The 24,047-nt window shown below is 73.1% G+C and carries 25 protein-coding genes and 1 tRNA gene; 15 read left to right on the top strand and 11 right to left on the bottom strand.

Going from position 1 to position 24,047, the window contains the following annotated elements:
* Positions 1–637: 637 nt before the first annotated feature.
* Positions 638–727: transfer RNA gene (locus tag BUE30_RS15960), tRNA-Ser, on the bottom strand.
* A 386-nt stretch (positions 728–1,113) separates the two neighbouring features.
* Here BUE30_RS15960 and BUE30_RS15955 point away from each other — a divergent pair.
* Positions 1,114–1,989 (top strand): DUF2059 domain-containing protein, encoded by an 876-nt coding sequence (locus BUE30_RS15955; RefSeq protein WP_170865661.1) that lies wholly within the window; start codon positions 1,114–1,116, stop codon positions 1,987–1,989.
* A gap of 13 nt (positions 1,990–2,002) precedes the next feature.
* Here the strand turns inward: BUE30_RS15955 and BUE30_RS15950 are convergent, their stop codons facing one another.
* Complete coding sequence (locus BUE30_RS15950) at positions 2,003–2,335, bottom strand: hypothetical protein (RefSeq protein ID WP_073333663.1); 333 nt, start codon at positions 2,333–2,335, stop codon at positions 2,003–2,005.
* A gap of 248 nt (positions 2,336–2,583) precedes the next feature.
* On the opposite strand from BUE30_RS15950, the gene BUE30_RS15945 reads away from it, so the two are divergent.
* The 7 genes from BUE30_RS15945 to BUE30_RS15915 all read left to right on the top strand — a co-directional run bounded on the left by BUE30_RS15945 (position 2,584) and on the right by BUE30_RS15915 (position 8,467).
* A complete protein-coding gene (locus BUE30_RS15945; RefSeq protein WP_073333659.1) occupies positions 2,584–3,300 on the top strand; it encodes a 50S ribosomal protein L21 in 717 nt (238 codons plus the stop codon).
* 36 nt (positions 3,301–3,336) lie between these two features.
* Entirely contained in the window at positions 3,337–3,606 is a 270-nt protein-coding gene (gene rpmA, locus BUE30_RS15940; protein ID WP_073333654.1) for a 50S ribosomal protein L27, read from the top strand.
* Between the two features lie 218 nt (positions 3,607–3,824).
* The gene (locus tag BUE30_RS15935; protein WP_073333751.1) at positions 3,825–4,361 is read left to right on the top strand and encodes a GNAT family N-acetyltransferase; all 537 of its coding nucleotides are present in this window, start codon (positions 3,825–3,827) and stop codon (positions 4,359–4,361) included.
* 82 nt (positions 4,362–4,443) lie between these two features.
* A complete protein-coding gene (locus tag BUE30_RS15930; RefSeq protein WP_073333650.1) occupies positions 4,444–4,992 on the top strand; it encodes a GNAT family N-acetyltransferase in 549 nt (182 codons plus the stop codon).
* A 54-nt stretch (positions 4,993–5,046) separates the two neighbouring features.
* Positions 5,047–6,096: a GTPase ObgE gene (gene obgE, locus BUE30_RS15925; RefSeq protein WP_073333646.1), complete on the top strand. Its 1,050-nt coding sequence runs from the start codon at positions 5,047–5,049 to the stop codon at positions 6,094–6,096.
* Positions 6,084–7,202, top strand: a complete 1,119-nt coding sequence (gene proB / locus BUE30_RS15920) for a glutamate 5-kinase (RefSeq protein WP_073333641.1) — start codon at positions 6,084–6,086, stop codon at positions 7,200–7,202. The genes obgE and proB overlap by 13 nt, the downstream gene beginning before the upstream one ends.
* The gene (locus tag BUE30_RS15915; protein WP_073333636.1) at positions 7,202–8,467 is read left to right on the top strand and encodes a glutamate-5-semialdehyde dehydrogenase; all 1,266 of its coding nucleotides are present in this window, start codon (positions 7,202–7,204) and stop codon (positions 8,465–8,467) included. Before proB ends, BUE30_RS15915 begins: the two co-directional genes overlap by 1 nt.
* A gap of 325 nt (positions 8,468–8,792) precedes the next feature.
* Here BUE30_RS15915 and BUE30_RS15910 read toward each other — a convergent pair whose 3' ends face one another.
* Complete coding sequence (locus BUE30_RS15910) at positions 8,793–9,428, bottom strand: histidine phosphotransferase family protein (RefSeq protein WP_073333747.1); 636 nt, start codon at positions 9,426–9,428, stop codon at positions 8,793–8,795.
* Positions 9,429–9,440: 12 nt separating this feature from the next.
* Between BUE30_RS15910 and BUE30_RS15905 the strand changes: the two genes are divergently transcribed.
* The 3 genes from BUE30_RS15905 (at position 9,441) to olsA (ending at position 11,299) form a co-directional block, all read left to right on the top strand.
* The gene (locus BUE30_RS15905) at positions 9,441–9,620 is read left to right on the top strand and encodes a DUF3553 domain-containing protein (RefSeq protein WP_073333632.1); all 180 of its coding nucleotides are present in this window, start codon (positions 9,441–9,443) and stop codon (positions 9,618–9,620) included.
* Between the two features lie 106 nt (positions 9,621–9,726).
* Positions 9,727–10,473, top strand: a complete 747-nt coding sequence (locus BUE30_RS15900) for a GNAT family N-acetyltransferase (protein ID WP_073333628.1) — start codon at positions 9,727–9,729, stop codon at positions 10,471–10,473.
* Positions 10,463–11,299 (top strand): lyso-ornithine lipid O-acyltransferase, encoded by an 837-nt coding sequence (gene olsA, locus BUE30_RS15895; RefSeq protein WP_483263799.1) that lies wholly within the window; start codon positions 10,463–10,465, stop codon positions 11,297–11,299. Before BUE30_RS15900 ends, olsA begins: the two co-directional genes overlap by 11 nt.
* On the opposite strand, the gene BUE30_RS15890 is transcribed toward olsA, so the two are convergent.
* Complete coding sequence (locus tag BUE30_RS15890; RefSeq protein WP_073333620.1) at positions 11,296–11,919, bottom strand: thiamine phosphate synthase; 624 nt, start codon at positions 11,917–11,919, stop codon at positions 11,296–11,298. The genes olsA and BUE30_RS15890 overlap by 4 nt on opposite strands.
* A 187-nt stretch (positions 11,920–12,106) precedes the next feature.
* Between BUE30_RS15890 and BUE30_RS15885 the strand changes: the two genes are divergently transcribed.
* From BUE30_RS15885 to BUE30_RS15870, 4 genes are read left to right on the top strand one after another with little or no spacing between them, the layout of a single operon-like run.
* Positions 12,107–12,475 (top strand): response regulator transcription factor, encoded by a 369-nt coding sequence (locus BUE30_RS15885; protein WP_073333615.1) that lies wholly within the window; start codon positions 12,107–12,109, stop codon positions 12,473–12,475.
* Entirely contained in the window at positions 12,472–13,101 is a 630-nt protein-coding gene (locus BUE30_RS18105) for a hypothetical protein (protein ID WP_244526389.1), read from the top strand. Before BUE30_RS15885 ends, BUE30_RS18105 begins: the two co-directional genes overlap by 4 nt.
* A gap of 1 nt (position 13,102) precedes the next feature.
* A complete protein-coding gene (locus BUE30_RS15875) occupies positions 13,103–15,820 on the top strand; it encodes a sensor histidine kinase (RefSeq protein WP_073333611.1) in 2,718 nt (905 codons plus the stop codon).
* Between the two features lie 45 nt (positions 15,821–15,865).
* A complete protein-coding gene (locus BUE30_RS15870; protein WP_073333606.1) occupies positions 15,866–17,650 on the top strand; it encodes a hypothetical protein in 1,785 nt (594 codons plus the stop codon).
* A gap of 89 nt (positions 17,651–17,739) precedes the next feature.
* Here the strand turns inward: BUE30_RS15870 and BUE30_RS15865 are convergent, their stop codons facing one another.
* The 7 genes from BUE30_RS15865 to BUE30_RS15835 all read right to left on the bottom strand — a co-directional run bounded on the left by BUE30_RS15865 (position 17,740) and on the right by BUE30_RS15835 (position 23,895).
* Positions 17,740–18,150 (bottom strand): protein tyrosine phosphatase family protein, encoded by a 411-nt coding sequence (locus tag BUE30_RS15865; RefSeq protein WP_073333602.1) that lies wholly within the window; start codon positions 18,148–18,150, stop codon positions 17,740–17,742.
* A 55-nt stretch (positions 18,151–18,205) separates the two neighbouring features.
* The gene (locus tag BUE30_RS15860; protein WP_073333598.1) at positions 18,206–18,823 is read right to left on the bottom strand and encodes a TetR/AcrR family transcriptional regulator; all 618 of its coding nucleotides are present in this window, start codon (positions 18,821–18,823) and stop codon (positions 18,206–18,208) included.
* A gap of 1 nt (position 18,824) precedes the next feature.
* Positions 18,825–19,697: a polyphosphate kinase 2 gene (gene ppk2 / locus BUE30_RS15855; RefSeq protein ID WP_073333593.1), complete on the bottom strand. Its 873-nt coding sequence runs from the start codon at positions 19,695–19,697 to the stop codon at positions 18,825–18,827.
* Between the two features lie 51 nt (positions 19,698–19,748).
* Positions 19,749–20,729 carry an alpha/beta fold hydrolase gene (locus BUE30_RS15850; protein ID WP_073333588.1) on the bottom strand — a complete coding sequence of 327 codons (981 nt, stop codon included), beginning with the start codon at positions 20,727–20,729 and terminating at the stop codon, positions 19,749–19,751.
* The gene (locus BUE30_RS15845) at positions 20,719–21,642 is read right to left on the bottom strand and encodes a homoserine O-succinyltransferase (protein WP_073333584.1); all 924 of its coding nucleotides are present in this window, start codon (positions 21,640–21,642) and stop codon (positions 20,719–20,721) included. Before BUE30_RS15845 ends, BUE30_RS15850 begins: the two co-directional genes overlap by 11 nt.
* A 90-nt stretch (positions 21,643–21,732) precedes the next feature.
* A complete protein-coding gene (locus BUE30_RS15840; RefSeq protein ID WP_073333579.1) occupies positions 21,733–22,593 on the bottom strand; it encodes an ATPase in 861 nt (286 codons plus the stop codon).
* A gap of 132 nt (positions 22,594–22,725) precedes the next feature.
* The gene (locus BUE30_RS15835) at positions 22,726–23,895 is read right to left on the bottom strand and encodes an OmpP1/FadL family transporter (protein ID WP_073333574.1); all 1,170 of its coding nucleotides are present in this window, start codon (positions 23,893–23,895) and stop codon (positions 22,726–22,728) included.
* Positions 23,896–24,047: the final 152 nt, after the last annotated feature.

Genomic DNA, 24,047 nt, shown 5'->3' with positions numbered 1-24,047 from the left:
CCGCGTCGTCCGGAACGCGGCCGGAGGGGCGCGGCCAGCAGGCCGGATCCTGACGCTCGCGGAAGCACCCTCCCGCCGATCGCGGGAGGGGCTCGAGCCGTCCGTCCGGAGCGCGTGCGGGGATCCGGGCTCGGTCCGGGCGACGGCGCGTCGATCCTCCGGGGGGCGGGTCGAGCCCCTCTGGTCGGCCGGGCGCCTGCGCGGACCGGGCGGGTGCGAGGCCGTTCATCCCCGCCCGGCGGATCGTCCGCCCGGCCGGTCCGAGGGGCGGCGCATCGCCCTGGCGGCGCTCCGGGCCTCCGACCCGCCTCCGCGAGTTGGCGCCGTCGACCCCTCCGGCCGGGGCCGGTGCGGGCTTCCGGGGGCGGGGCGGACAGGGCCGGTCGCCGCCCCGCACGACCCCAGAGGGACAGGAGCCCCGAGCGAGGACGCGAGAATCGGCCGGCGCCTGGTCGATCGCGGGCCGATCCCGGAAGGGCCGAACAGGTCGGTGCCGATGACGGCCCTGCAGGGGACCGCAAATGCGGCGCAGGCTATGGGCAGGACCTTGGCGACTATGGGCCGGACCTCACGTCGGCCGGAGCATCCACGGCCCGCGACCCCGAACGTCAGAAGCGACCTGAAGCCAGAAAGTCAGTGGCGGAGAGACAGGGATTCGAACCCTGGGACCCCGTGAAGGGTCAACGGTTTTCGAGACCGCCCCGTTCGACCACTCCGGCACCTCTCCGCGGTCGTGAGCGCGGCCTTACCGGCTGCGTCCGGGCAGTGCAAGCGGTTTCCGGACCGCTCGGGGTCGTCCCTCGGGCCTTCCCTCGGGGCGCACCCTCTGCCGCACCGGGGGGGCGGGTGGCGGCCGGTCCTGCGGCCCGATCCGGGGGGGGGGCGCACCGAAAGCGGCGCGCGGCGTTCCGGCCGGGACGCGGTCGGCCGGGCGGCGCCCGGCGCCCCCCGGATCCCGGCGTCGACGGGGCCCATCCACGCCGGCCGGCCTGACAATCGCGTGCGCGGACGCGGTCCTGCGGGGGGCGCGTGTTGGCGCGGGGCGGGGCCGACGCCATGTTGCTCCCAGTGCCCGGGCGCTCCTGCCCGGTGTTCCAGACCGAAGGATTTCCCATGTCGTTCCGCCGCCTCGCCCTCGGCCTTGCCTTGCCGGCCGCCCTCCTGTCCTCGGCCGCGCTCGTCGGCGGGGCCGCCCTCGCGCAGGTCACGCCGCCCGCCGCGACCGAGACGGCGCGGGCCGAGGCGGACCGGCTCTTCGACGCGCTGGGGCTGCCCCGGATGCTGGGGATCATGCGCGAGGAGGGGCTCGATTACGGGCGCGACCTCGCCGGGCAGATGCTCGGCTCCGTTCCGGCCGATTTCGTCGAGGGGCTGGAGGCGATCTACGATCCCGCCACGATCGAGGAGGCCGGCCGCGCCGCGATGGCGCAGGCGCTGGAGGGACAGGATCTCTCCGGGATGATCGCCTTCTTCGAGAGCGAGACCGGCACCGCCTTCGTCGACCTCGAGCTGCAGGCCCGCGAGGCGATGCTGGATCCCGATGTCGACGCCGCCGCGCGCGAGGCGGCCGCGGCGGCCGTCGCCTCCGGGACGGATCGCGCGGCGCAGCTGGAGCGGTTCATCGCGATCAACGATCTCGTCGAGACCAACGTGACCAGCGCGATGAACTCGAACCTCGCCTTCTACCGGGGCCTCGGCGCCGGGGGCGGCCTGCCGGGCGAGCTGGGCGAGGATCAGATCCTCGCCGATGTCTGGGCGCAGGAGCCGGAGATCCGCCGCTCGACCACCGAATGGCTCTATGCGTTCCTCGGACTTGCCTACCAGCCAGCCACCGACCAGGAGGTGGAGGCCTATATCGACTTTTCGGGGACCGAGGCGGGGCAGGTGCTGAACCGGGCGATGTTCGTCGCCTTCGACGACGTCCTCTCGGGCGTCAGCAGCGATCTCGGCCGGCTGGTCGCGGCCTATCTGGGCAGCCAGGAGCTCTGATCCGGCCCGGGTCTCAGGCGCCGAAGGACGAGATGGCGAGCGCGAGCGCGCCCGGGTTGTCGTTGTAGAGGGCGATGTTGCCCTGCAGCTGCAGGGTCCGGGCGGCGCGGTCGCCGGCGGGGACGCGTCCCGCATCGTAGGCCGCGGCGAGGGCGGGCCCCCCGCCTGCCAGGATGTCCTGGATGACCGAGCCGTGGTTCGCCTTGACCGCGACCTCGACGGCGGCGTTGGTCGGTGTCCGCGCGGGATCGGCGAGGCGGCGCAGGTCGTCGAGCGGCGCGCAGGCGGCGAGCAGGGCGGCGGCTAGCAGGGGGGCGGCCGCGCGGCGGAAAGGGGCGAGGGGCATGGGAAGGTCTCGGCGCTGGAAGGGGGGCGGGGCTTGACTCCGGGCCCACTCCTCCCGATAAGCCCCCATCCCGGCAAGACCCCTTGCCGGGCTTTCGCGTCTTTCCGCCCATGACGTCGGGTGGGGCGGCGCGGGACCACAGCGAAACGAACGCCCCCATCGGGGCGCGCAGTCCGAAGGCGGGACCTCGTCCCCCTCAACGCCGGCAGGGCCGGGGCCGCAGGGCGCGGGATACGAAGGAAAGAGATATGTTTGCGGTTCTGAAGACCGGCGGCAAGCAGTACAAGGTCGCCTCGGGCGACGTCCTGCGGGTCGAGAAGATCGCCGCCGATCCCGGCGAGAAGATCCAGTTCAACGACATCCTGATGATGGGCTCCACCCTCGGGCTGCCCCTCGTCGCCGACGCGGCCGTCCAGGCCGAGGTCATCGACCACATCAAGGGCGAGAAGGTCATCCACTTCGTCAAGCGCCGCCGGAAGCACGGCTCCAAGCGCACGAAGGGCCACCGCCAGCAGCTCACGCTCGTCCGCATCACCGACTTCCTCGAAACGGGCGCGGGCAAGAGCGACGTGAAGGCCGCCATCGGCGCCGGCATCGCCGGTTACAAGGGCGTCGCCTCGGACCGGGGCGATTACGCGCAGAACCGCGAGCGGCAGGCCGAGATGACCCGCCGCGTGGCCGAGGGCGATGCCGCCGAGAAGTCCGCCGCCCCCGCCAAGGCGCCGAAGGCCGAGAAGGCCGACCAGACGGTCGATCCCGCCGCCTCGTCCGACGACCTGAAGAAGCTGTCGGGCGTCGGCCCGGCGATCGAGAAGAAGCTGCACGCCGCCGGCGTCACCTCCTACGCGCAGATCGCCGCGTGGACCGAGGCCGACATCGCGCAGATGGACGAGCAGCTGAACTTCAAGGGCCGGATCGAGCGCGAAGGCTGGGTCGAGCAGGCCAAGGATCTCGCCAAGGGCTGAAGCCCGCGGTGACAACAGACCAGGAGTAGAAGAGCCATGGCACACAAGAAAGCAGGCGGTTCCTCCCGCAACGGGCGCGACAGCGCCGGTCGCCGTCTCGGCGTCAAGAAGTTCGGCGGCGAGGCCGTGATCCCGGGCAACATCCTGATGCGCCAGCGCGGCACCAAGATGTGGCCGGGCGTCGGCACCGGGATGGGCAAGGATCACACGATCTTCGCGACCGTCGAGGGCCGCGTGACCTTCCGCAAGGGCCTCAAGGGCCGCACCTTCATCGAGGTGGCGCCGGAGGCGCAGGCGGCCGAATAGGCCGAGACCCCGCAGCGGGAACGCAACAGGGGGATCGGCCGCAAGGCCGGTCCCCTTGTCGTTTCGGCCCCGCCCCCCAGATGGCAGGACGGATCGGCGCGGAGGAGGCGCCGCCCCCGGCCCGCCGGCGGCGGATGCAACGAAGTCTTCACGAGTCCAGGATAATGACCCAGACAGATCGCGCGACCGACCGCACCCGGGAGGAGGGGGCGGTCATCATGGATACACCCGCCGACCAGGTGACTATACGCGGCGACAGGTTCGACCTGCGCCCGCCCCGCCGCTCGGACGAGGGGTTGCTCACGATGTATGCGGGCGATCCGCGCGTGGCGACGATGACGCGGTCGATCCCGCATCCGCTGCCGCCCGGCGCGGTGGAGGCGTTCCTGCGCCGCGCGCTGGCCGCCGACCGGGTGGAGGACGTATGGATCATCGACGGCTCCGCCCAGGGCCTGTCCGAGGTGATGGGCCTCGTCAGTTTCGAGCGGATGGACCGCGACCAGTCCCGGGTCGGGTACTGGGTGGCCCCGGCCTTCTGGAACACCGGCGTCGCCACAGGCGCCGTGCAGGCGCTGATCGCGGCGAACCCGCATGGCGCGGCCACGATCTTCGCCGAGGTCTTCCAGGACAACCCGAACTCGGCCCGGGTCCTGACGAATTGCGGCTTCGACTATCTCGGCGATGCCGAGGCCTATTCCGTCGCCCGCGGCACCTGCGTGCCGACCTGGACCTATACCCTGCGGGCAGGCAGGTGATCGCGCTCGCCACCCGGCGCCTCGTCCCGAGGGCGCCGGTGGCGGGGCATGAGTGCCGGATGGCGGCGGACGGGCCCGCTCCGTGATCCCGACCTTCCACACCGCGCGGCTGGCCCTGCGCCCGTTCCGTCCCTCCGACGCGCCCGCGCTCGCCTCCGCGCTCGACGACTGGGAGGTGACGCGCTGGCTCTCGGGTCCGCCCTGGCCCTATTCCGAGGCGGATGCCCGCGCCTTCATCGCCGAGACGGCCGAGGACGGGGTGAAGGTCTGGGCCATCGCCCGCAAGGGCGAAGGTCTGGTCGGATCGATCGCGCTGGGAGCCGAGATCGGCTACTGGGTCCGGCGCGCCTGCTGGCGGCGCGGCTACGGGGGGGAAGCGCTGCAGGCGGTGCTGGCGCGCCATTTCGCCGGGGGAAGCCCGGATGGCGCGGATCCCGATGCCACCCCGGCCGGACAGGACGTGCGCGCCGGCGTCCATCCCGACAACCTGCGCTCCACCTCGCTGCTGCGCAAGTCGGGCTTCGTTCCCGACGGAACGGACCGGACCTGGTTCCCCTGCCGCGGCGCGATGGTCGACCGGCCCATGTTCCGCCTCACCCGCCCCGCCTGGGAGGCGGCGCGCCGCGCTTGAGCGCCCCGCGCTTTCGGGTTAGGCGCCCTGATCAATCGCCCCGGGGGCCGCGCCATGAAATTTCTCGATCTCGCCAAGGTCTACATCCGCTCCGGTGCCGGCGGGAACGGCTGCGTGTCGTTCCGGCGCGAGAAGTTCATCGAGTTCGGCGGCCCGAACGGCGGGGACGGGGGGCGCGGCGGCGACGTGATCGTCGAGGCGGTCGAGGGGCTGAATACCCTCATCGACTTCCGCTACCAGCAGCATTTCTTCGCCCAGAACGGCCGGGCCGGGCAGGGCAGCCTGCGCACCGGGGCCAGCGGCGACGACATCGTGCTGCGCGTGCCGGTCGGAACCGAGATCATCGACGAGGACGAGGAGACGCTGATCGCCGACCTGACCGAGGTCGGCCAGCGCCTCGTCGTCGCGCGGGGCGGCAATGGCGGCTTCGGCAACGCGCAGTTCAAGTCCTCGACCAACCAGGCGCCGCGCACCGCCAATCCCGGCCAGCCGGGGGTGGAGCGGACGCTCTGGCTGCGGCTGAAGCTGATCGCCGATGCCGGCCTCCTCGGCCTGCCGAATGCAGGCAAGTCGACCTTCCTCGCCGCGACTTCGAACGCGCGGCCCAAGATCGCGGATTACCCGTTCACGACCCTCGCGCCCAATCTCGGCGTGGTCGGCGTCGACGGGACCGAATTCGTCGTCGCCGACATTCCCGGCCTGATCGAGGGGGCGAGCGAGGGGCGGGGCCTCGGCGACATGTTCCTCGGCCATATCGAACGCTGCGCGGTCCTGATCCATCTCGTCGACGGCACGTCCGGCGATCCGGTCGGCGACTGGCGCACCATCGTGGGCGAGCTTTCGGCCTACGGGGCGGGCCTCGACGAGAAGCCGCGGATCACCGTCCTGAACAAGATCGACGCCCTCGACGACGAGGAACGCGCCTTCATCCGCGACGAGCTCGCGGCCGAGGCCGGACCGGTCCTTCTGATGTCGGGGGCCAGCGGCGAGGGCGTGACGGATGTCCTGCGCGAGGCGAAGGCCCGCGTCGACCGTGCCCGCAACGCCGAGGCGCGGGCCCGGACCCGCCGCGACGAGGGCGAGGACGGGCCGTGGCGACCCTGACGCCGGACCTCGCCGCCGCGCGGCGGATCGTTGTCAAGATCGGCTCGGCCCTGCTGGTGGACCGGGCGACGGGCGCGCTGCGCGCCGACTGGCTGCATGGGCTCGCTGCCGATGTCGCGGCGCTGCGGGGGCGGGGCACGGACGTGGTCCTCGTCTCCTCCGGCTCCATCGCGCTGGGGCGCGGGGTGCTCGGCCTTCCGTCCGGCGGCCTGCCGCTCGAGCAGAGCCAGGCCGCGGCCAGCGTCGGGCAGATCCGCCTCGCCCGCGCCTACGAGGAGGCGCTCTCGCCCCACGGCATCGTCACCGGCCAGGTGCTGGTGACGCTCGAGGACAGCGCCGACCGCCGCCGCTACCTCAATTCCCGCGCCACGATGGAGACGCTGCTCTCGCTCGGCGTGACGCCCATCGTGAACGAGAACGACACGGTGGCGACGGACGAGATCCGCTACGGCGACAACGACCGCCTCGCCGCGCAGGTCGCGGTGACGGTCGGGGCGGACGTGCTGGTGCTGCTGTCGGACGTCGACGGCCTCTATACCGGCAATCCGCAGGTCGATCCCGCCGCGACCCGGCTCGACCGGGTGGAACGGATCACGCCCGAGATCGAGGCGATGGCGGGCGAGGGTACCTCCGGCCTCTCCAAGGGCGGTATGGTGACCAAGCTGATGGCCGCCCGCGTCGCGACCGAGGGGGGCGCGGCCATGGCAATCACGCTCGGCGCCGTGGACCGGCCGCTGGCCGCCCTCGCCGGCGGCGCCCCCGCGACCTGGTTCGCCGCGCAGACCGACCCGAAGGCGGCCCGCAAGAAATGGATCGCGGCGATGAAGCCGATGGGCAGCCTCGTCGTGGATGCGGGGGCGGAGGCGGCGCTGGCCGACGGCCGCTCGCTCCTTCCCGCCGGGGTCACCGCGGTGGAGGGGCGGTTCGGCCGGGGCGATCCGGTGACGATCCGCTCCGCCTCCGGGGCGCATCTGGGGGCCGGCCTCACCCGCTACACGGCGGCAGAGGCGCGGGCGATCCTCGGCCGGCGCAGCGCTGACATCGAGGCGATCCTGGGCTACAAGGGGCGCGCGGCCCTGATCCACCGCGACGACATGGTGACGTGATGAAAGATCTCGACGACGCCGCCGCGCTGATGGCGCAGATGGGCGCCCGCGCGCGCAAGGCCGCGCAGGTGCTCGCCACCGCCGGGTCGGACCGCAAGCACGCGGCGCTGGTCAGCGCGGCCGAGGCCCTCTGGTCCGGCCGGGACGAGATCCTCCTCGCCAATGCCGAGGACCTGATCGAGGCCGAGGGCAAGGGGCTGACGCCCGCGATGATCGACCGCCTGACGCTGGACGACGACCGGATCCGGGGCATCTGCGACGGGCTGCGGGCAGTCGCGGCGCAGCACGACCCGGTGGGCGAGACCATCGCCGAATGGGACCGCCCCTCGGGGCTGCACATCCGGCGCGTGCGCACGCCTCTGGGCGTGGTCGGCGTGATCTACGAGAGCCGCCCGAACGTGACCGCCGATGCCGGCGCGCTCTGCCTGCAGGCGGGGAACGCGGTGATCCTGCGGGGCGGGTCGGAATGTTTCCGCAGCAACGCGGCGATCCACGCCGCGATGGCGACCGGGCTGCGCCAGGCCGGCCTGCCCGACGACGCCATCCAGCTGGTGCCGACGCGCGACCGGGCGATGGTGGGCGAGATGCTGCGGGCCAGCGCCTGGATCGACGTGATCGTTCCGCGCGGCGGCAAGAGTCTCGTCGCCCGCGTGCAGGACGAGGCGCGGGTGCCCGTCTTCGCCCATCTCGAGGGGATCTGTCACACCTATGTCGGCGCGACCGCGGACCCGGCGATGGCGACCGAGATCGTGCTGAATGCCAAGACGCGGCGGACGGGGATCTGCGGCGCGCTCGAGTGCCTCCTGATCGACTGGCGCTTCTACACGCAGCACGGGCCGGTCCTGATCGACGCGCTGCTGGCGGCCGGGGTCGAGGTGCGCGCGGCGGGCGAGCTGGCGAAGCTGCCGGGCACGGTGCCGGCGGCCGAGGGCGATTTCGGGCGCGAATACCTCGACATGATCTGCGCGGCGAGGCTGGTCGACGGGGTGGACGAGGCGATCGCCCATATCCGGCGCTACGGGTCGAACCATACCGACGCCATCGTGACCGAGGATCTGCAGGCGCGGGACCATTTCTTCGCCAACCTGGATTCGGCCATCCTGATGCACAACGCCTCGACCCAGTTCGCCGATGGCGGCGAGTTCGGCATGGGGGCCGAGATCGGGATCGCCACCGGCAAGATGCATGCCCGCGGGCCGGTCGGGGCCGAACAGCTGACCTCGTTCAAGTATCTGGTGGAGGGCGGCGGCGCGGTGCGCCGCTGATCGGGGCAGTGTCCGGGCCCACCCGGGCACGGTCGCCACCGTCCTGTGCGGACCACGCGCCAAGTCAATGACGGGCAGGGCGGCGCGCGGCGCCCTGTCCCGTGGCCGGCCGTCCCCGCGTTCGCGGCGGGGGCCGGGTTCCGGGCGGTCGGCCCGCCTGCCGCCGCGTCGCTGGTCCGCCCGCCGGCATGCGCCGTCCGGAGGCCGCCCTTCAGCGCGATCCCGGTCCGGACCCGATGACCCGATTCACCGCTGCGCTGGCCCCTGCCGTCCCCCGGATCGCGCCGGGCGTCGGGGCCGGACGCAGCCGGAGCCCGGCGCGGGGTCAGTCCGGCCCGAGCGTCACGATCATCCGGCTCCGCCCGACATCCATCTCGATGCCGAAGCCGAGATCGTGCAGCGTCGGGGGCAGGATCCCGAACTGCACCTGTGCGGGCGTCAGCCCGTCAGGCACCTGCCGGGCGAGGAGCGGGGTCCAGAGGGCGGGCGCGGGGTCGATCGTGGCCGCCTCCGCGACGAGGCGCCATCGCCCGCCCTCGCGCCTGATCTGCACCTCGGCCCCGCGCGGGGTCGCTGTCTCGATGCAGAGCAGGGCCAGCAGGACGGCCCGGATCTCGGCCCGGGGCAGGGCCCCCTCGACGGCCCAGAAATAGCTGCTGCGCCCGCCTCGCGCCGCGGCGGCGAGCAGGTCTGCAACCTCGGCCCTCGCGATCTCGGCCCCCGGGGCTGCGCGGCCGAAGGCGAGGCGGAAGAACCGGACGCGTGCATTGGCGGCGGCGACGCTGTCGGCGACGAGCGACAGTTCGGGCCCGCCGGGCGCGCCCGAAAGCTCCATCAGCTCGACCCCGTTGCCGATGGCGCCGAGCGGGTTTATCAGGTCGTGGCAGATCCGCGAGCCGACGAGCGCCGCGAGTTCGGCCGCCGCCCGGCTCTCGTGCCCGGCCCCGTTTCCCGGTTTCATGGCCAGCTCCATATGTCCTCGTCTTCTTCCTATCTCACGCCCGGCGTCTTCGTGCAGCACCCGGATCGGCCCGATTGGGGCCGCGGCCAGGTCCAGTCGAACGTGAACGACCGGGTCACGGTCAATTTCGAGCACGAGGGCAAGGTGGTCATCGATGCGCGCACGGTCATGCTGATCCCCGTTCAGGTCTGACCGGACGCGCCGCGTCCCTCCTCCCGTCTGTAGCCCGGCATTGGTTGCCAAAATCTTACCATCGCCATAGATCGGCGGCGGACGATCTGGCCGGCGAGGGAGCGGGATGCTGGACGGGGCCCCCGGGCTTGAGGTGCGGCTCGCGCAGGGCGCGGCCGAACGACGCGCGGCGCAGCGCTTGCGCTACGAGGTCTTCGTGGCCGAGCGGGGCGGCGACGGTCCCGGGGTGGACCATGCCGCGCGGCTGGAGAGCGATGCCTTCGATGCCGGGGCCGATCACCTGATCCTCGTCGATCCCACCCGCCCGGCCGACCGGTCCGTCGTCGGCACCTGCCGCCTGATCGACAGCGCGGGGGGGCGGTTCTGCGCCGAGGCCGAGTTCGACCTCGCCCCGCTGCGCGCCTCCGGGCGCCGGCTGCTGGAACTGGGGCGGATCTGCCTCGCCCCCGATTGCCGGGGCGGGGCGCCGCTCTGGCAGATGTGGTCCGGCCTCGCCGCGCTGGTCGAGGCGCGGGGGGTGGAGATCGTCTTCGGCACCGCGTCCTTCCCCGGCGCCGACCCGACGCCGCATCTCGCCGCGCTGCAGCTGCTGTTCGAGGCCCATCTCGCGCCGCCCGCGCTCCGCCCCGCCAGCCGGGCGCCGGTGCCGGTCCCGGCCGGTCCGCCGGCGGATCGTCCCGCGGCGGCGCGCGCGGTGCCCCCCCTCATCAAGTCCTATCTCCGCCTCGGCGGCGCGGTCGGCGCGGGCGCCTGGATCGACCGCGATTTCGGCACGCTCGACGTCTGCATGGTGCTGGACACGGCCGCGATGCCGGCCCGGGCGCGGGCGCTGCTCGGGGTCCATCCTGGCTGAGAGCGCGCCCCCGCCGGGGCGGCCCTCGCCGACCTGGGCCGGCCCGCCGCCGCCCCCGCCGCCCCGGCCAGGGCCGGCCGGATGGCTGCGGGCGCTCCGGCGGGCCGTCCCGGTGGTGGCGCTGCTGCTCGGCGGCCTCGCCCTGACGCTGGCGCTCCGCCCGGTCGAGCGGCTTTGCCACGGCGCGGGGCGCCCCTGGACCGGGCGGCTGACCTGCGGGGTCTGCCGCGGCGCGCTGCGGATCATCGGACTGCCCGTCGCCGTCAGCGGCGCTCCGATGGCGGACCGGGGCCCGCTGGTCGCCAACCATGCCTCCTGGCTCGACATCCTCGTGCTGAACGCGCCCGCGCCGATCGTCTTCGTCTCGAAGGCCGAGGTGGCGGGCTGGCCGGGGATCGGCTGGCTCGCCCGGGCGACGGGGACGGTATTCATCCGCCGCGTCCGGCGCGAGGCGGCGGGGCAGGTGGCGCTGCTGCGCGCCCGCGCGGCGGAGGGGCAGCGCCTGCTCTTCTTCCCGGAGGGCACGTCGAGCGACGGACGGCGCGTCCTGCCGTTCCGCACGGCGCTGCTCGCCGCCTTCGACGACGTGCCGGTGCAGCCGGTGACGGTGGCCTATCGCGCCCCGGCAGGGGCGCGCGCGGATTTCTACGGCTGGTGGGGAGAGATGGCGCTGGGCCCGTCGCTGCTGTCCGTCCTGTCCGCCCCTCGGCAGGGCGCGGTCCGGGTGACCTACCACGCCCCCGTCCCGCCCGGCGCGGATCGCAAGGTCCGGGCCCGGGCGCTGGAGGATGCGGTGCGTTCGGGTCTGGACGGGGCGCCGTCCTAGCGGGTCATCGCGACCAGGCGGCGCAGTTCGGCGCCGGCATCCTCCTCGCGCCAGATCTCCTCGCCGAAGGCGAAGAAATCCGCGTGCGGGGCGAGGGTGCGGATCCCCGCCTCGGTCAGCGCGCCCTCGGCGACGAGGGGCACCTCGATCATCTTACTCCACCATTCGAAGAGCTCGGTCTCGGCCAGCCGTCCGTCGCCCAGCGCGCTCTCCCCGACCGGGCCGAAGGCGACGTAGTCGGCGCCGAGTTCTCCGGCGGTGAGGCCGTCATGTCGCGACTGCGCGCACCAGGCGCCGACGATGGCGTCCTCGCCCAGCTCGCGCCTCATCGCGCGGACCGATCGCGCCCCGTCGGTCAGGTGCACCCCGTCGAGCCCGTGCGCCAGGGCGAGGCGGACATGGCTGTCGATCACCAGCGCGATGTCCCGCTCCTGCGTGACGGCGCGCAGGGCGTCGGCCGCGCGGGCGAGGCGATCCTCGTCGCGGGTGGCCAGGGCGAGGCGGACGCAGGCGACCTCCACTGCGTCGAGGCAGGCGGCGAGGCGGCCGGGAAAGCTGCCGAGGTCGAAATCCGGCGGCGAGACCAGATAGATCTGGGGGGCGTCCTGCGTATCGGTCATGGTCTCGTCCCGGTCCTCGTCCTTCGGCCCTCGTCGGCTCCGGCGCTTCTACCCGTCCGGGGCGGGGAACGCCAAGGGGGATGGGGCGGCGAGGGGCTTTGACTCCGCCCCGCGGCCCGGTCGATACTCCGCCCCGAGGCGTCAGCGCCGGCCGGGGAGGGCCGGGGTCCGCCGCGGGAGGGGGCCCATGGCCAAACGGGTGCTCGTCGTCGAGGACGAGCCGAACATCACCGAAGCGATCAGCTTCATCCTCAGCCGCGCCGGCTGGACGGTGCACACGCATGCCGACGGCGCGACCGCGCTCGACAAGCTGCGTCGCCACCCGCCGGACGTGGTGATCCTCGACGTGATGCTGCCCGGGCGCTCAGGGCTCGACATCCTCAGCGACATCCGCGCCGATCCGGGGCTGGGCCGGTTGCCGGTGATGATGCTGACCGCGCGCGGCCAGGACCGGGACCGCGACCTGGCCCTCAGTCTCGGCGCCTCGCGCTACATGACCAAGCCCTTCGCCAACGAGGAGGTGCTGGAGAGCGTCCGCGCCCTCGCCGGGGAGTGAGCGGGGGTCCGGACAGCGCCGGGGGGCCGGAGCGGCGGGGCGCGCAGGCCGCCGCCGGGGACGAGGCGGCGCAGCGCGAGACGGGCCAGCGCAAGACGGGGCCGCGCGAGGCGTGGCAGGGCCGGGGGGCGCAGGACGAGACGGCGCAGGGCCGGGCGGACCGGCCGGACGCAGGGGAGGGCCCGAAAGCGGGGCCGGATCCCGGGCGCGCCGCGCCGCCCCCGCCGGGCATGGAGCGCGGCAACGCCGCCCCGCCGGTCGCGGTCCGTTCCGGGCGGCATGCCGCGCCCGGAACCGACCGGCTTGACCCCGTGCCCCCGCCGTACGGTTCCTCGGCGCCGGGACCATCGGCCCGGGAGGGTGAATCACAGGCGCTCTTCCTCGCGCGGCCGACCTACCGGCAGAAGCGGCTGCGCGACGCGCTCAAGCTGATGCCCGCGCTCGGCACCGTGCTCTTCATGGTGCCCCTGCTCTGGCGGCGGGGGGCGGAAGGGGTGCCCGTCTCGGCCGCGCTGATCTACCTCTTCGCGGCCTGGGCGGGCCTGATCCTGCTGGCCTGGCTGCTCTCGCGCCGGCTCCGTCCCGGAACCCGGGGAGAGCCCGCCCGGACCGGCGGGACCGGCTGAGATGCTGTCCTTCGATCTCCTCGTCTTCTTCTCGCTGGCCTATGTCGCCTTCCTCTTCGCCATCGCCTACTTCGCCGAGACCCGCGCCCGGGCGCGGACGGGCTGGCTGCGCTCGCCCGCGATCTACACGCTGTCGCTCTCGATCTACTGCACGGCCTGGACCTTCTACGGGGCGGTCGGCTACGCGGCGCGGTCGGGGCTGGAATACCTGACGATCTATCTCGGCCCCTCGCTCGTCATGGTCGGCTGGTGGCTGATCCTGCGCAAGCTGGTACGGGTGGGACGGGCGCAGCGCGTCACCTCCATCGCCGATCTCGTCTCGTCGCGCTTCGGCAAGTCGACGGCGCTGGGCGTCCTCGTCACGGTGATCGCCGTCGCCGCCTCGACCCCCTACATCGCGCTGCAACTGCAGAGCATCGCGCTCTCCTTCGCGGTCTTCGCCGGCGAAGGGGCCGGCATCGCGGGGAGCGAGGCGCAGCTCTGGACCACGGCCTTCTGGTCCGGGGTGGGGCTGACGCTGTTCATCGTGCTCTTCGGCACGCGCAACCTCGACAGCTCCGAGCGGCACCACGGCATCGTCATGGCGATCGCGGTCGAGGCGGTGGTCAAGCTCGTCGCGCTCTGCGCCGTCGGGATCTTCGTCGTCTGGGGAATCGGGGGCGGGCTTGCCGCGACGCTGGACCGGATCGACGCCTCGCCCATCGCCCGCTGGGACCAGCCGGGGGGGCGCTGGCTGGGCCTGACCTTCCTGTCGGCGGCGGCCTTCCTGTCGCTGCCGCGGATGTTCCAGGTCCTCGTGGTCGAGAACGACGGCGACGAGCGCAACCTCGCCACGGCGAGCTGGGCCTTCCCCGCCTACGTCATGGCGATGAGCCTCTTCGTCGTGCCCATCGCGGTGATGGGGCTGGAGCGGCTGCCCGGCGCCAATGCCGACCTCTACGTGCTGACCCTGCCGCTGAGCGAGGGAAGGCAGGGGCTGGCACTCGCCGCCTTCCTCGGCGGCTTCTCGTCGGCGACGTCGATGATCATCGTGGCCACCATCGCCCTGGCGACGATGGTGTCGAACCACATCGCGCTGCCGCTCTGGCTGCGGGCGCGGCCGCGCGGGGCGGTGGTCTCGGGCGACGTGCGCGGCGCCGTCCTGCTGTCGCGCAGGCTGTCGGTCGGGGCGGTGATGGCGCTGGGCTATCTCTACTTCCGCCTCACCAGCGGCGGGGCCGCGCTGGCCGCGATCGGCCTCATCTCCTTCGTCGGGGCGGTGCAGGTCCTGCCGGCGATGATCGGCGGCCTCTACTGGCGCGGGGCGAGCCGGATCGGCGCCGCCGCGGGCCTGACGGTCGGCGCGCTGCTCTGGGCCTGGTGCCTGCTTCTGCCCTCGCTCACCGGCATCCTGCACCCCGACGTGCTGTCGGAAGGACCGTTCGGCCTGACCTGGATGCGGCCGCAGGCGCTGTTCGGGATCGAGGGGCTCGACCCGCTGATGCACGCGACGCTCTGGTCGCTGCTGCTCAACACCGCGACCTTCCTCACGGTCTCGCTCTTCAGCTTTCCGACCCCGCTGGAGCGGCTGCAGGGCGCGCAGTTCGTCAACGTCTTCGACCGGGCCGTGGGGGGCGCCCGGCTCGGCCCCGGCGAGACGGGGGCGGAGGACCTGCTGATCATGGCGCAGCGTATCCTCGGCCCCGACGACGCGCAGCTCTTCTTCGCCCGCGCCGCCGCGCGCCAGGGCAAGGACGGCTACTTGCCCGATGTCACCCCGGACTTCCTGACCGCCCTGGAACGGGAACTCGCCGGTTCGGTCGGCGCCGCGACGGCGCATGCGATGGTCGGCCAGATGGTGCAGGGGGCCGCCGTGACCGTCGAGGACCTGATCGCCGTGGCCGACGAGGCGGCGCAGATCATGGAATATTCCGCCCGGCTCGAGGCGAAGTCGGCCGAGCAGGAGCAGACCGCCCGCGCGCTGCGGCAGGCGAACGAGAAGCTGACCCGCCTCGGCCTGCAGAAGGACGCTTTCCTCAGCCAGATCAGCCATGAGCTCCGCACGCCGATGACCTCGATCCGGTCCTTCTCCGAGATCCTGAAGGGCGGTGTGGACGGGGCCGACGCGATCCGCTTCGCCGGGATCATCGAGGAGGAATCGCGCCGCCTGACCCGGCTGCTGGACGACCTGCTGGACCTGTCCGTGCTCGAGAACGGGCAGGTCGAGCTGCGGCGGCAATCGGGGACGCTGGCAGAGGTGATCGACCGCGCGCTGGCCTCGGCCGGGGGCGAGGGGGGGCTCGCGATCGACCGCCGCCGGGGGGAGGAGGGGCTGCTCCTGCAAACCGATCTCGACCGGCTGGCGCAGGTCTTCATCAACCTCGTCTCCAACGCCCGGAAGTACTGCGACGCGGACGCGCCCGTGCTGCGGATCCGCGTGGGACGGTCCGGGGGGCGCGCCCATGTCGATTTCATCGACAACGGCACCGGCATCGCGCGCGAGAACCAGGCCGTCATCTTCGAGAAGTTCGCACGGCTCGGCGATGCCTCGCGGGCGGGCAGCGCCGGGCTGGGCCTCGCCATCTGCCGCGAGGTAATGGACCGGCTGGGCGGGGGCATCGCCTACCTGCCCGGCCAGGGCGGCGCCGCCTTCCGCGTGACGCTGCCGCCCCCCGGGACCGGCCTGGACGAGGCCGCGCAGGAAGGGGCCGTTAACCGCGCTGCAAGGGTCGTCGTCTAGATCCCGGACCTGACGGGGCCGAAGGGGCGGAGGCGATCGGACGAGATGGGCGAGGGGGCGGGCGACATCCTGCGGCGGATCGCCGGCATGAGCCGGCCGGTCGATGCCCCCGATCCGCCGGTCTCGGTGCCGCGCTGGCTGCGCCGCTCCGCCGCGCGGGCCGGGCAGGGGATCGGGCTGCCCCTGGCGGTGTCGGCCATCCGCGACGGGACCGACGCGCTCGACGCGCTTCTCGCCGCGCTCGACGAGGACATCGTCCTGATCGGGCTGGAGGGGGAGGCCGGCCTGCGCGGCTATGCCGTGGTCGATCTCGACCTGCGGGACGCGCTGGTCGAGGTGCAGACGCTGGGCCAACTGCCAACGGGCGGCTCGGGCGGCGCGGGGCGGCGCGTGACGGCCGCGGACGTGACCCTCACCGAACCCTTCCTGCAGGCCCTGCTGGTCGAGCTCGGCCGCGCGCCCGCGGGACTCGGCCTTGCCGAATGGGTCGCGGGCACCCGGACGGGAGAGCAGCTGGGCGGTCGCCGCGCCATCGCGTCGACGCTGCAGGCCGGCCCCTACCGGACGATCGGCCTGTCGCTCGATCTCGGCACCGCTGGCCGGTCGGGAACGCTCGCCCTCGTCCTGCCGCCGGCCGGGGCCGCCCTCGACCGGGGGGGCGACCCCGCGGACTGGGCGCGCGCCTTCCGCGGCGCGGTACACGAGGCGCCGGCCACCCTGACCGCGATCCTCGCGCGCCTGACCCTGCCCCTCGCCCGGGCGGAGGGGCTGAAGGTGGGGCAGGTGCTCGCGCTTCCCGGGATCGGCGTCGGATCCGTCCAGCTGGAATCCGCCCCCGGCTGCCGCTTCGCCCCGGCGCGGCTGGGCCAGGTGGCGGGTCTGCGGGCGGTGCGACTGCAGCCGCCCGATGCCCCTGAGATGGGCGGCCCCGACCTGGGCAGGCCCCGGCTCGGCGGGGGCTGCTCCGGCGGCGGGCCGGATCGGGACGATCCGTTCGGTCCGGGGCGCGGGCCGGTCTGGGAGCACGAGGCCCGGCCATCTCCCGCACAGGAGGGGGAGGAGGGGACGGACGGCCCTTGCGACGTGCCGCCGGAGCCTGGGGCGGGACCGGGGCCGGAGGGGGCCGATCTCCTGCCCGAGCCGGTCCCGCCGGGCGTGCCGGCCCCCGGGGATGATCCGCCCCCGGGGCAGCCGGCATGGCCCGGCGACGCCCACGCCGGGGGGGATGTCCCCCTGCCTGAAGGGCAGGGCATCACGGCGGGTCCGCCGGGCGATCCGGGCACGGGCGCAGCCGGGTCATGGGCGGGGGACGGGGACGGCCCGGCATCCGGGACGGTCGATCCGCCGCCGGTCCCGGAGGACGTGGCCCGCGAGGACGGTGCCCCGATGGCACCGGGCCCGGAACCGGAGGGGCCGCCGGATCGGTCGGTGGCCGAAATGCCGCCGACCGGCGGTACCGTGACGCCCGGGCCCGGCCTGCCGGGGGAGTCCGGGCCGGACCCCGACAGATCGGACGGACCCGATCCCGATGGCCCCCCACAGGACCACGCACCGTCGGCGGATCGGCCGACCGACACGCCCTCGGCCGGCGCGATCGACGATCAGCACTCGGCGCGGGATCGCACGCTCGCCCAGGCCCGGATGGCCGAGGCGGTGGCCGGCGCGCTCTCTCCCGGGGCGCGGGCCCGGCCGGGAACGGACTCGGCACGGCCCTTCGCGCTCGCGGCGGCTGGCCCCGCCGACGAGGGCGGGGAGGACGAGGAGTTCAGGGCGGGAATGGCCGCGGATCTGGACCCGAACGATCTTCGGATCGAGGAGCCCGAGACGTGAGGCGGGACAGGGCCCACGGCAGGCCGGCCGCCCCGGCCGGTTCCGGCAGGCCGGCCGCCCCCGGCAGTCCGGGGCTCCCGCGTCCCCGGTCAGCCGAGCCGGGGGCGCAGCCCGGCGAGGTCGTAGCCGGCCTTCGCCGCGAGGTCGACGATCTCGTCGGGATCGCGGCGGCCCGCCTGTCCCAGCGCCCAGACGATCGAGGACCGTGTGCCGGAGGCGCAATAGGCCAGGACCGGGGCATCGGCCGCGTCCAGCGTCTCGGCCTGCAGGCGCACCATCTCGTCGTTCAGGCCCTGGTGGGTGACGGGATTGACGACGAAGGCCAGCCCCTCCGCCTCGGCCGCGCGGCGCATCTCGGCCGCCGACAGCTCGGCCGGAACCTCGGCATCGGGGCGGTTGCACAGGATCGTCCCGAAACCGGCGGCCCGGATGGCGGCCACGTCGGTGGGGGCGATCTGGGGGCTGACGGCGTAATCGTCGGTGATGCGGCGGATATCCATGGCCCACGTCTAGCGCGCCGCCTTGCCGCTTGTCCAGAATGCCGGGGGCCGGCCCTCACTCGTCGGCGGGCAGCAGGCCGAGGCCGCGCAGGTAGATGCCGACAGCCGTCTCGAGCAGGTCCTCGGGCGGGAAGGGGGCGCGCGTCCCCGGCGAGCCGCGGGCGAACAGCTCCACCACACCGTGCGACATCGCCCAGATATGCGCCGCGAACATCTGCGCGGGCGGGCGCCGCGCCGCGGGGATGCGCTGCGACAGGTCCGCCGCCGCCCGCTCGAGCACGCCGAGACCGCGCTGCGCGGCGCGGTTCAGGTCGGGCGTGCGCTGGATCGAGATGCCGCTCTCGAACATCGCGACATAATGCCCGGGAAACCGTCGCGCGAAGGCGAGATAGGCCCGCCCGGTGGCCTGGAACGAGGCGAGGGCCGAGGGCTGCCCCTTGGCATAGGCCTCGTCCATCAGGTCGGCGAAGATCTCATAGCCCTGCCGGGCCGCCTCGGCGATCAGGTCGTCCCGCCCCTCGAAATGGCGGTAGACGGCAGCCGGCGTGACCCCCGCGCCGCGGGCTGCCTCCGACAGGGTGAAGCCGGTCGGCCCCTTCTCCTCGATCAGGGCGAGGGTCGATTCGACCAGCGCCTGCCGCAGGTTGCCGTGATGATAGCCCTGCTTGGCCAAGTCAGGCCGCCGTCCAGAGGTCGGGCCCGCCGATGACCTTGGGATCCGGCGTCCCGATGGCCGCGAGATCCCGGCCCTCGTAGTCGAGGCCGAGCAGGACCGAGCGGATCACCGCGAGCCGCGAACGGCGCTTGTCGTCGCCGCGCACGACCGTCCAGGGGGCGTGGGGGCTGTGGGTGCGACGCAAGGTCTCGTCGATCGCCGCGCTGTAGGCGTCCCACCGGGACAGGCCCTCGACGTCGATCGAGGACAGCTTCCACTGCTTCAGCGGATCGCGCTCGCGGGCGAGGAACCGTTCCAGCTGGGTGGCCCGGCCGACATTCAGCCAGAACTTGCGCAGGTGGATCCCGTCATCGGTCAGCAGCTTCTCGAACGGGCCGACCTGGTCGAACCAGCGGGCGCGGGCCTCGTCGGTCGTGAAGCCGAACACCTTCTCGACGACGCCGCGATTGTACCAGGACCGGTCGAAGAGGACGATCTCGCCCGCGCTGGGCAGGTACCGCACGTAGCGCTGGAAGTACCACTCGCCGGCCTCCGTCTCGGTCGGACGGGCCAGGGCGATCGTGCGGGCGGCGCGGGGATTGAGGTTCTCGGTCAGGCGCTGGATCGTGCCGCCCTTGCCCGCGGCGTCGCGCCCCTCGAAGACCAGGACGACCCGCTGCCCCCTCGCCCGGACGGAGGCGAGCATCTTCACCAGTTCGACCTGCAGCCGGGCCATCGCCTCCTCGTAGTCCGACTTCTTCATCCGCTCGGGATAGGGGAATCGGGGATTGACCACGTCGTCCCTGCCCGCATCGCGCAGGGCGGCGCGCACCGCTTCGGGCGCGTCCTGCTCGTAGTAGCGGCTGATGGCGCCGTCGAAGGGCAGGGCCATGGACGATCCTCGAGGGAAACGGGTGCGCCCGACTATGGGCGGGCCGTCCCGTCAGCGCAATCCGGCCCTCGCCGCGAGCCGGTCGATCGCGGCGATCACCGCGTCCGGATGGGAATGGTGCGGGGCGTGGCCGGCCCCCTCCAGCACCGTGAGGTTGGCCGAGGCGACCCGCGCGGCGAGGGGGATGGAGTGGATCTCGATCGGGACAGTGCTGTCCTGCCGGCCGTGGACGATCTCGATCGGCAACGTCAGCGCGGCGTAGTCCTCCGCCATCCGGGCCACCTGCGGGCGCAGCGCGTTGAGCTGGCGCCCGTTCGCGCGCCAGCGCCGCGGAGCCAGGATCAGCTCGGCCCCGACGGTCTCGGCATAGCCCTCCGGGACCGGGTTCGGCGCGAGCACCGAGGCGACCCCCGCCGCCATCATGGCCCGGGTTGCGCCCGCCGCCACGAGGAGCGGGACGATCGCCCCGCCGAGGCGCGAGCGCATCACCCGGTACCGCCAGCCCAGGCCGCCCGGCCAGGGCATCGCCACGCCGGAGAGATCGACGATCCCCGCCGCCGGCGCCTCGATCGCCCAGGCGAGGGCGACGGCGCCGCCATAGGAATGGCCGAGTACCAGCGGGCGCTCGGCGCCGAGTGCCCGGGCGGCCCCGGACAGGAGGCGGACCTGGTCCCGCAGGCTCTCGGCCGTGCCGGAGAACGCGCCGTCATGGCGCGGATCGGGGCGCCCGGAATGGCCGAGGCCGGGCCGGTCCAGCGCGATCGTCCTGTAGCGCCCCTCGAGCCGGTCCATCAGGGGCAGGAAATCCCGCAGGTTCCCGCTCGCCCCGTGGATCAGGACGAGGTCGGGTCCCGTGCCGCGGACCAGTGCGTGGACCGGGACCCCGCCGACATCCACGATCCGACCGATCGGCGGATAGGCCGCGTCGACCCGGGCCGCGCGGCGGCGGGCGGCACGGCCGATCCAGAGCGTCAGGACGGCCGCGGCAAGGGTCGTGGCGGCGAGGGCCGTGGCCCAGCCGTCAGCGCCCAATTTCGTCGATCTCGTAAGGGGTTGTCTGGTAGACCTCGTTCACCCAGTTGCCGTAGAGCAGGTGGGCGTGGCTGCGCCAGCGGTTCAGCGGGCGCCGGGCCGGATCGTCGCCGGGGAAGTAGTCGCGCGGCAGCGTGATCGCCCCGCCCGCCTCCACGTCCCGGTCGTATTCCTCCTTCAGCGTGCCGCTGTCGTATTCGAGGTGATTGAACACGTAGAGGGCGCGATGCGCCGGATCCTCGACCAGCGCCGGTCCCACCTCGTCCGAGGCGAGCAGCGTGACGAGGCCCGGCGCCGCGTCGAGATCGGCCTGCCGGATCTCGGTCCAGCGGCTGACGGGCATCGTCATGTCGTCGGAAAAGCCCCTCAGGTAGGGGCTTTGCGGGGCGAGGTTCATGTGGCGGAAGCAGCCGAAGGCCTTGGACTCCAGCATGTGCTTGGGCACGCCGTGGAAGTGGTGCACCATCGCCATCCCGCCCCAGCACACGCCGAAGGTGGAATGGACATGCCCCTGCGTCCAGTCGAAGACGCGCCTGAGCTCCTCCCAGTAGGTCACTGATTCGTATGGCAGATGCTCGATCGGGGCGCCGGTGACGATCAGCCCGTCGAACTTCTCCCCGCTTTCCTCCACCTCGGCGAAGGGGCGGTAGAAGCTCTCCATGTGGTCGGCGGCGGTGGTCTTGGCCTCGTGCTCGGTCATGCGGATCAGCGCGAACTCGATCTGCAGAGGGCCGGCGCCGATCAGGCGGGCGAACTGCGTCTCGGTCTGGATCTTCTTCGGCATGAGGTTGAGCAGCCCGATCCGCAGCGGCCGGATGTCCTGCCGCATCGCCTCGCGCTCGCCCATGACCATGACGCCCTCGCGGCCGAGGATCGTGTAGGCGGGCAGGTCGGAGGGGAGTCTGATGGGCATGGCGGCTTCCGGGTTGCGGGCAGGCGACGGGTCTAGGCCGATGCGCGGCGCGGGGCAAGCAGGGCGCCGGGCGGGCGGTGAACGGGTGGCTCAGCGCGCGTCGATGGCCCGGGCGACGGCCGCCACGATCTCGTCCGGGGCGGAGAGGTCGGCCATGTCCGCCGCCTGAACGGTCACTCCCCAGCGATCGGCCATGGCGCGGTAGCGCGGCTGCCGGTGGGCGAGCGCGCGGGCATAGGTCCATCGGACGAAGGCGTCGGGATCGACGCTGTCCGCCGCGGCGCCGGTCTCGGCCAGGTAGCGGTCCCAGCAGGAGTCGAGGAAGGCGGGCTGGTAGGACATGGGCTTAGGCGCGCGGTCGAAGCGGCGGATCAGCGCCTCGGTATGGGCGTCGGTCCCCTCGATCCAGACCGGCAGGACATGGGCGCCGAGCTCGGCCATGATCGGGTCGTCCGGATCCTCCGGATCGACCCATTCGCAGATCGATCCGCCGGTATCGCAGACGAAATGCGGATAGCCGTAGAGCCGCTCGGCCCGTTCGATGAAATGCGCGGTGTCCATCAGGGTGGCGATCTCGGCGCGCCGGAACTCCTCCTGCCGGCGCCGGTACTCCGCGATCGGCACGCCGCCCCGCGCCGGGTCGCCCGGCTTGCCCAGATAGGTCGAGACGGGCGCGAGGTTGTCGAAGGTGATGTTCGAGCCGATGTAGATCGAATCGGTCAGCAGCAGGTCCCGGAGGAACGGGACCTGCATGGCATGGGCCTTGGCGTTGTCGGCGATCAGCTCGCCCATGTAGCGGGTGCCGATGCGGTAATCGACCGAGTAGTGGAACCACTCCCCCGAGGCGCGCAGCGCCTTGGCGAGGTGCGTCTTGCCGAGGCCCGACATGCCGAAGAGCATCAGCCGCTTCGCCGGCGCGTCGATCAGGGCCTGTCCGCTGTCGTAGAGCATGGGGCGAAGGGTTAGCCGCGCCGCCCGGGCATTTCCAGCGCTTTCCGGGCCAGGCCGGGCCCCGCCGGAAGGGGCCGGCGCGAACGAAAAAGGGCCCCGCCATGGCGGGGCCCCTCGGTCATTCCCGGGGGATCAGAACCGGAAGCCGATCGACATCCCGGCGGCCACGGCGGTGTTGTCGGTGAAGCTCGCGCGGTCCACGTCGGGCGTGCCGGTCTCGGGCCGGGCGTCGCCCAGCCAGGTGTGGCGAAGGCCGGCCGAGATCACCGCCGCGCCGACCGTGTACTGCGCGCCGATGCCGACCGAGTAGTTGCCGTTCGTCGGGGCGAGCGGTGAGACGAGGTCGTCGCTGCCCTCGGCCTCGTAGCCGACCGAGACGGTACCCGAGAAGGCGTCCGAGAACCGGCGGCCGATCCCGACGGTGATCCCGTAATTGTCCTCGATCTCGGTCAGGCTGTCGTTGTCGCGCTCGCCGTCCTGGGCGGTGTCGAAGAAGACGGGCGAGACGATGACGTCGTCGTACCAGGCGTAGCGGATGTTCGCGAAGGCGAGCGTGTCGGCCGCGATGCCGGTCTGCAGGTCGATGTTGATCGCCTCCGGCGTCTCGACCGTGGTGGTCGAGCTGGCGCCGAGGGCGGGGTTGATCAGGTTCACCGGAATGCCGCCGACCGTCTCGACCGTGTCGAACTCGTGCTCGATCGCGGAATGGTAGGTGACCGCCACGCGCAGCGCGATGTCGGGCCGCTCGTAGGCGGCGCCGATCAGGTAGCCGGTCCCGCTGTCCTCGGCGAGATCGACGTTGTAGCCGGAGAGGGCGCCGTAGCCCTGGCCCGCCAGGGTCACGTTGGCCGAGAGCTTCTCGTAGCGCAGGCCGCCATGGACCGAGAAGCTGTCGTTGATCCGGTAGCGGCCGACCACGGTCAGCGCGTCGCTGTCCAGCCGCGCTTCCGTGCCGCCGAAATAGGTGACCGCCGGATCGCCGGGATACGAGACGTCGACGCCGAAGGGCTGATCGTAGATCACCGCCATCGAGATCTGCGGCGTGATGTCGACCTTCGCGCCGAAGCCGAGCTGCGTGTAGTCGAGGCCGACGCCTTCGTACTCGTAGCGCGGCAGGCCCGGGGCGAGCTCATTGTCCGTGCCGCTGACATCGGGATTGACCTGCGCGAAGGTCAGCTCGACGTAATTGCCGTCCTCGAAGATCAGGCCGACATCCTGGTTCGACCGATCGAGGCCGACGGCATGGGCGAGGCCGGTTGTGGCGAGCAGCGCCGCGGCGCCGGTTGTCATCGTGCGGATCATGGGTCCCCTCTCACGGTCACGTGTCCCTCTTGCCCGAAAGTTGGTCATCAAGCCGTCATCCGGTCAAACGTGACGCGGCGAAACGGCGCATGCGGGCCGGCGAGGGGCCGGGGAGTGCGGCTTTCGGGTGACTCGCGGGGAAGGCGGGCCGA

It is taken from the genome of Wenxinia saemankumensis (genome assembly GCF_900141735.1).
Lineage (GTDB): Bacteria > Pseudomonadota > Alphaproteobacteria > Rhodobacterales > Rhodobacteraceae > Wenxinia > Wenxinia saemankumensis.
This window is presented reverse-complemented; position numbering and strand designations above follow the sequence as displayed.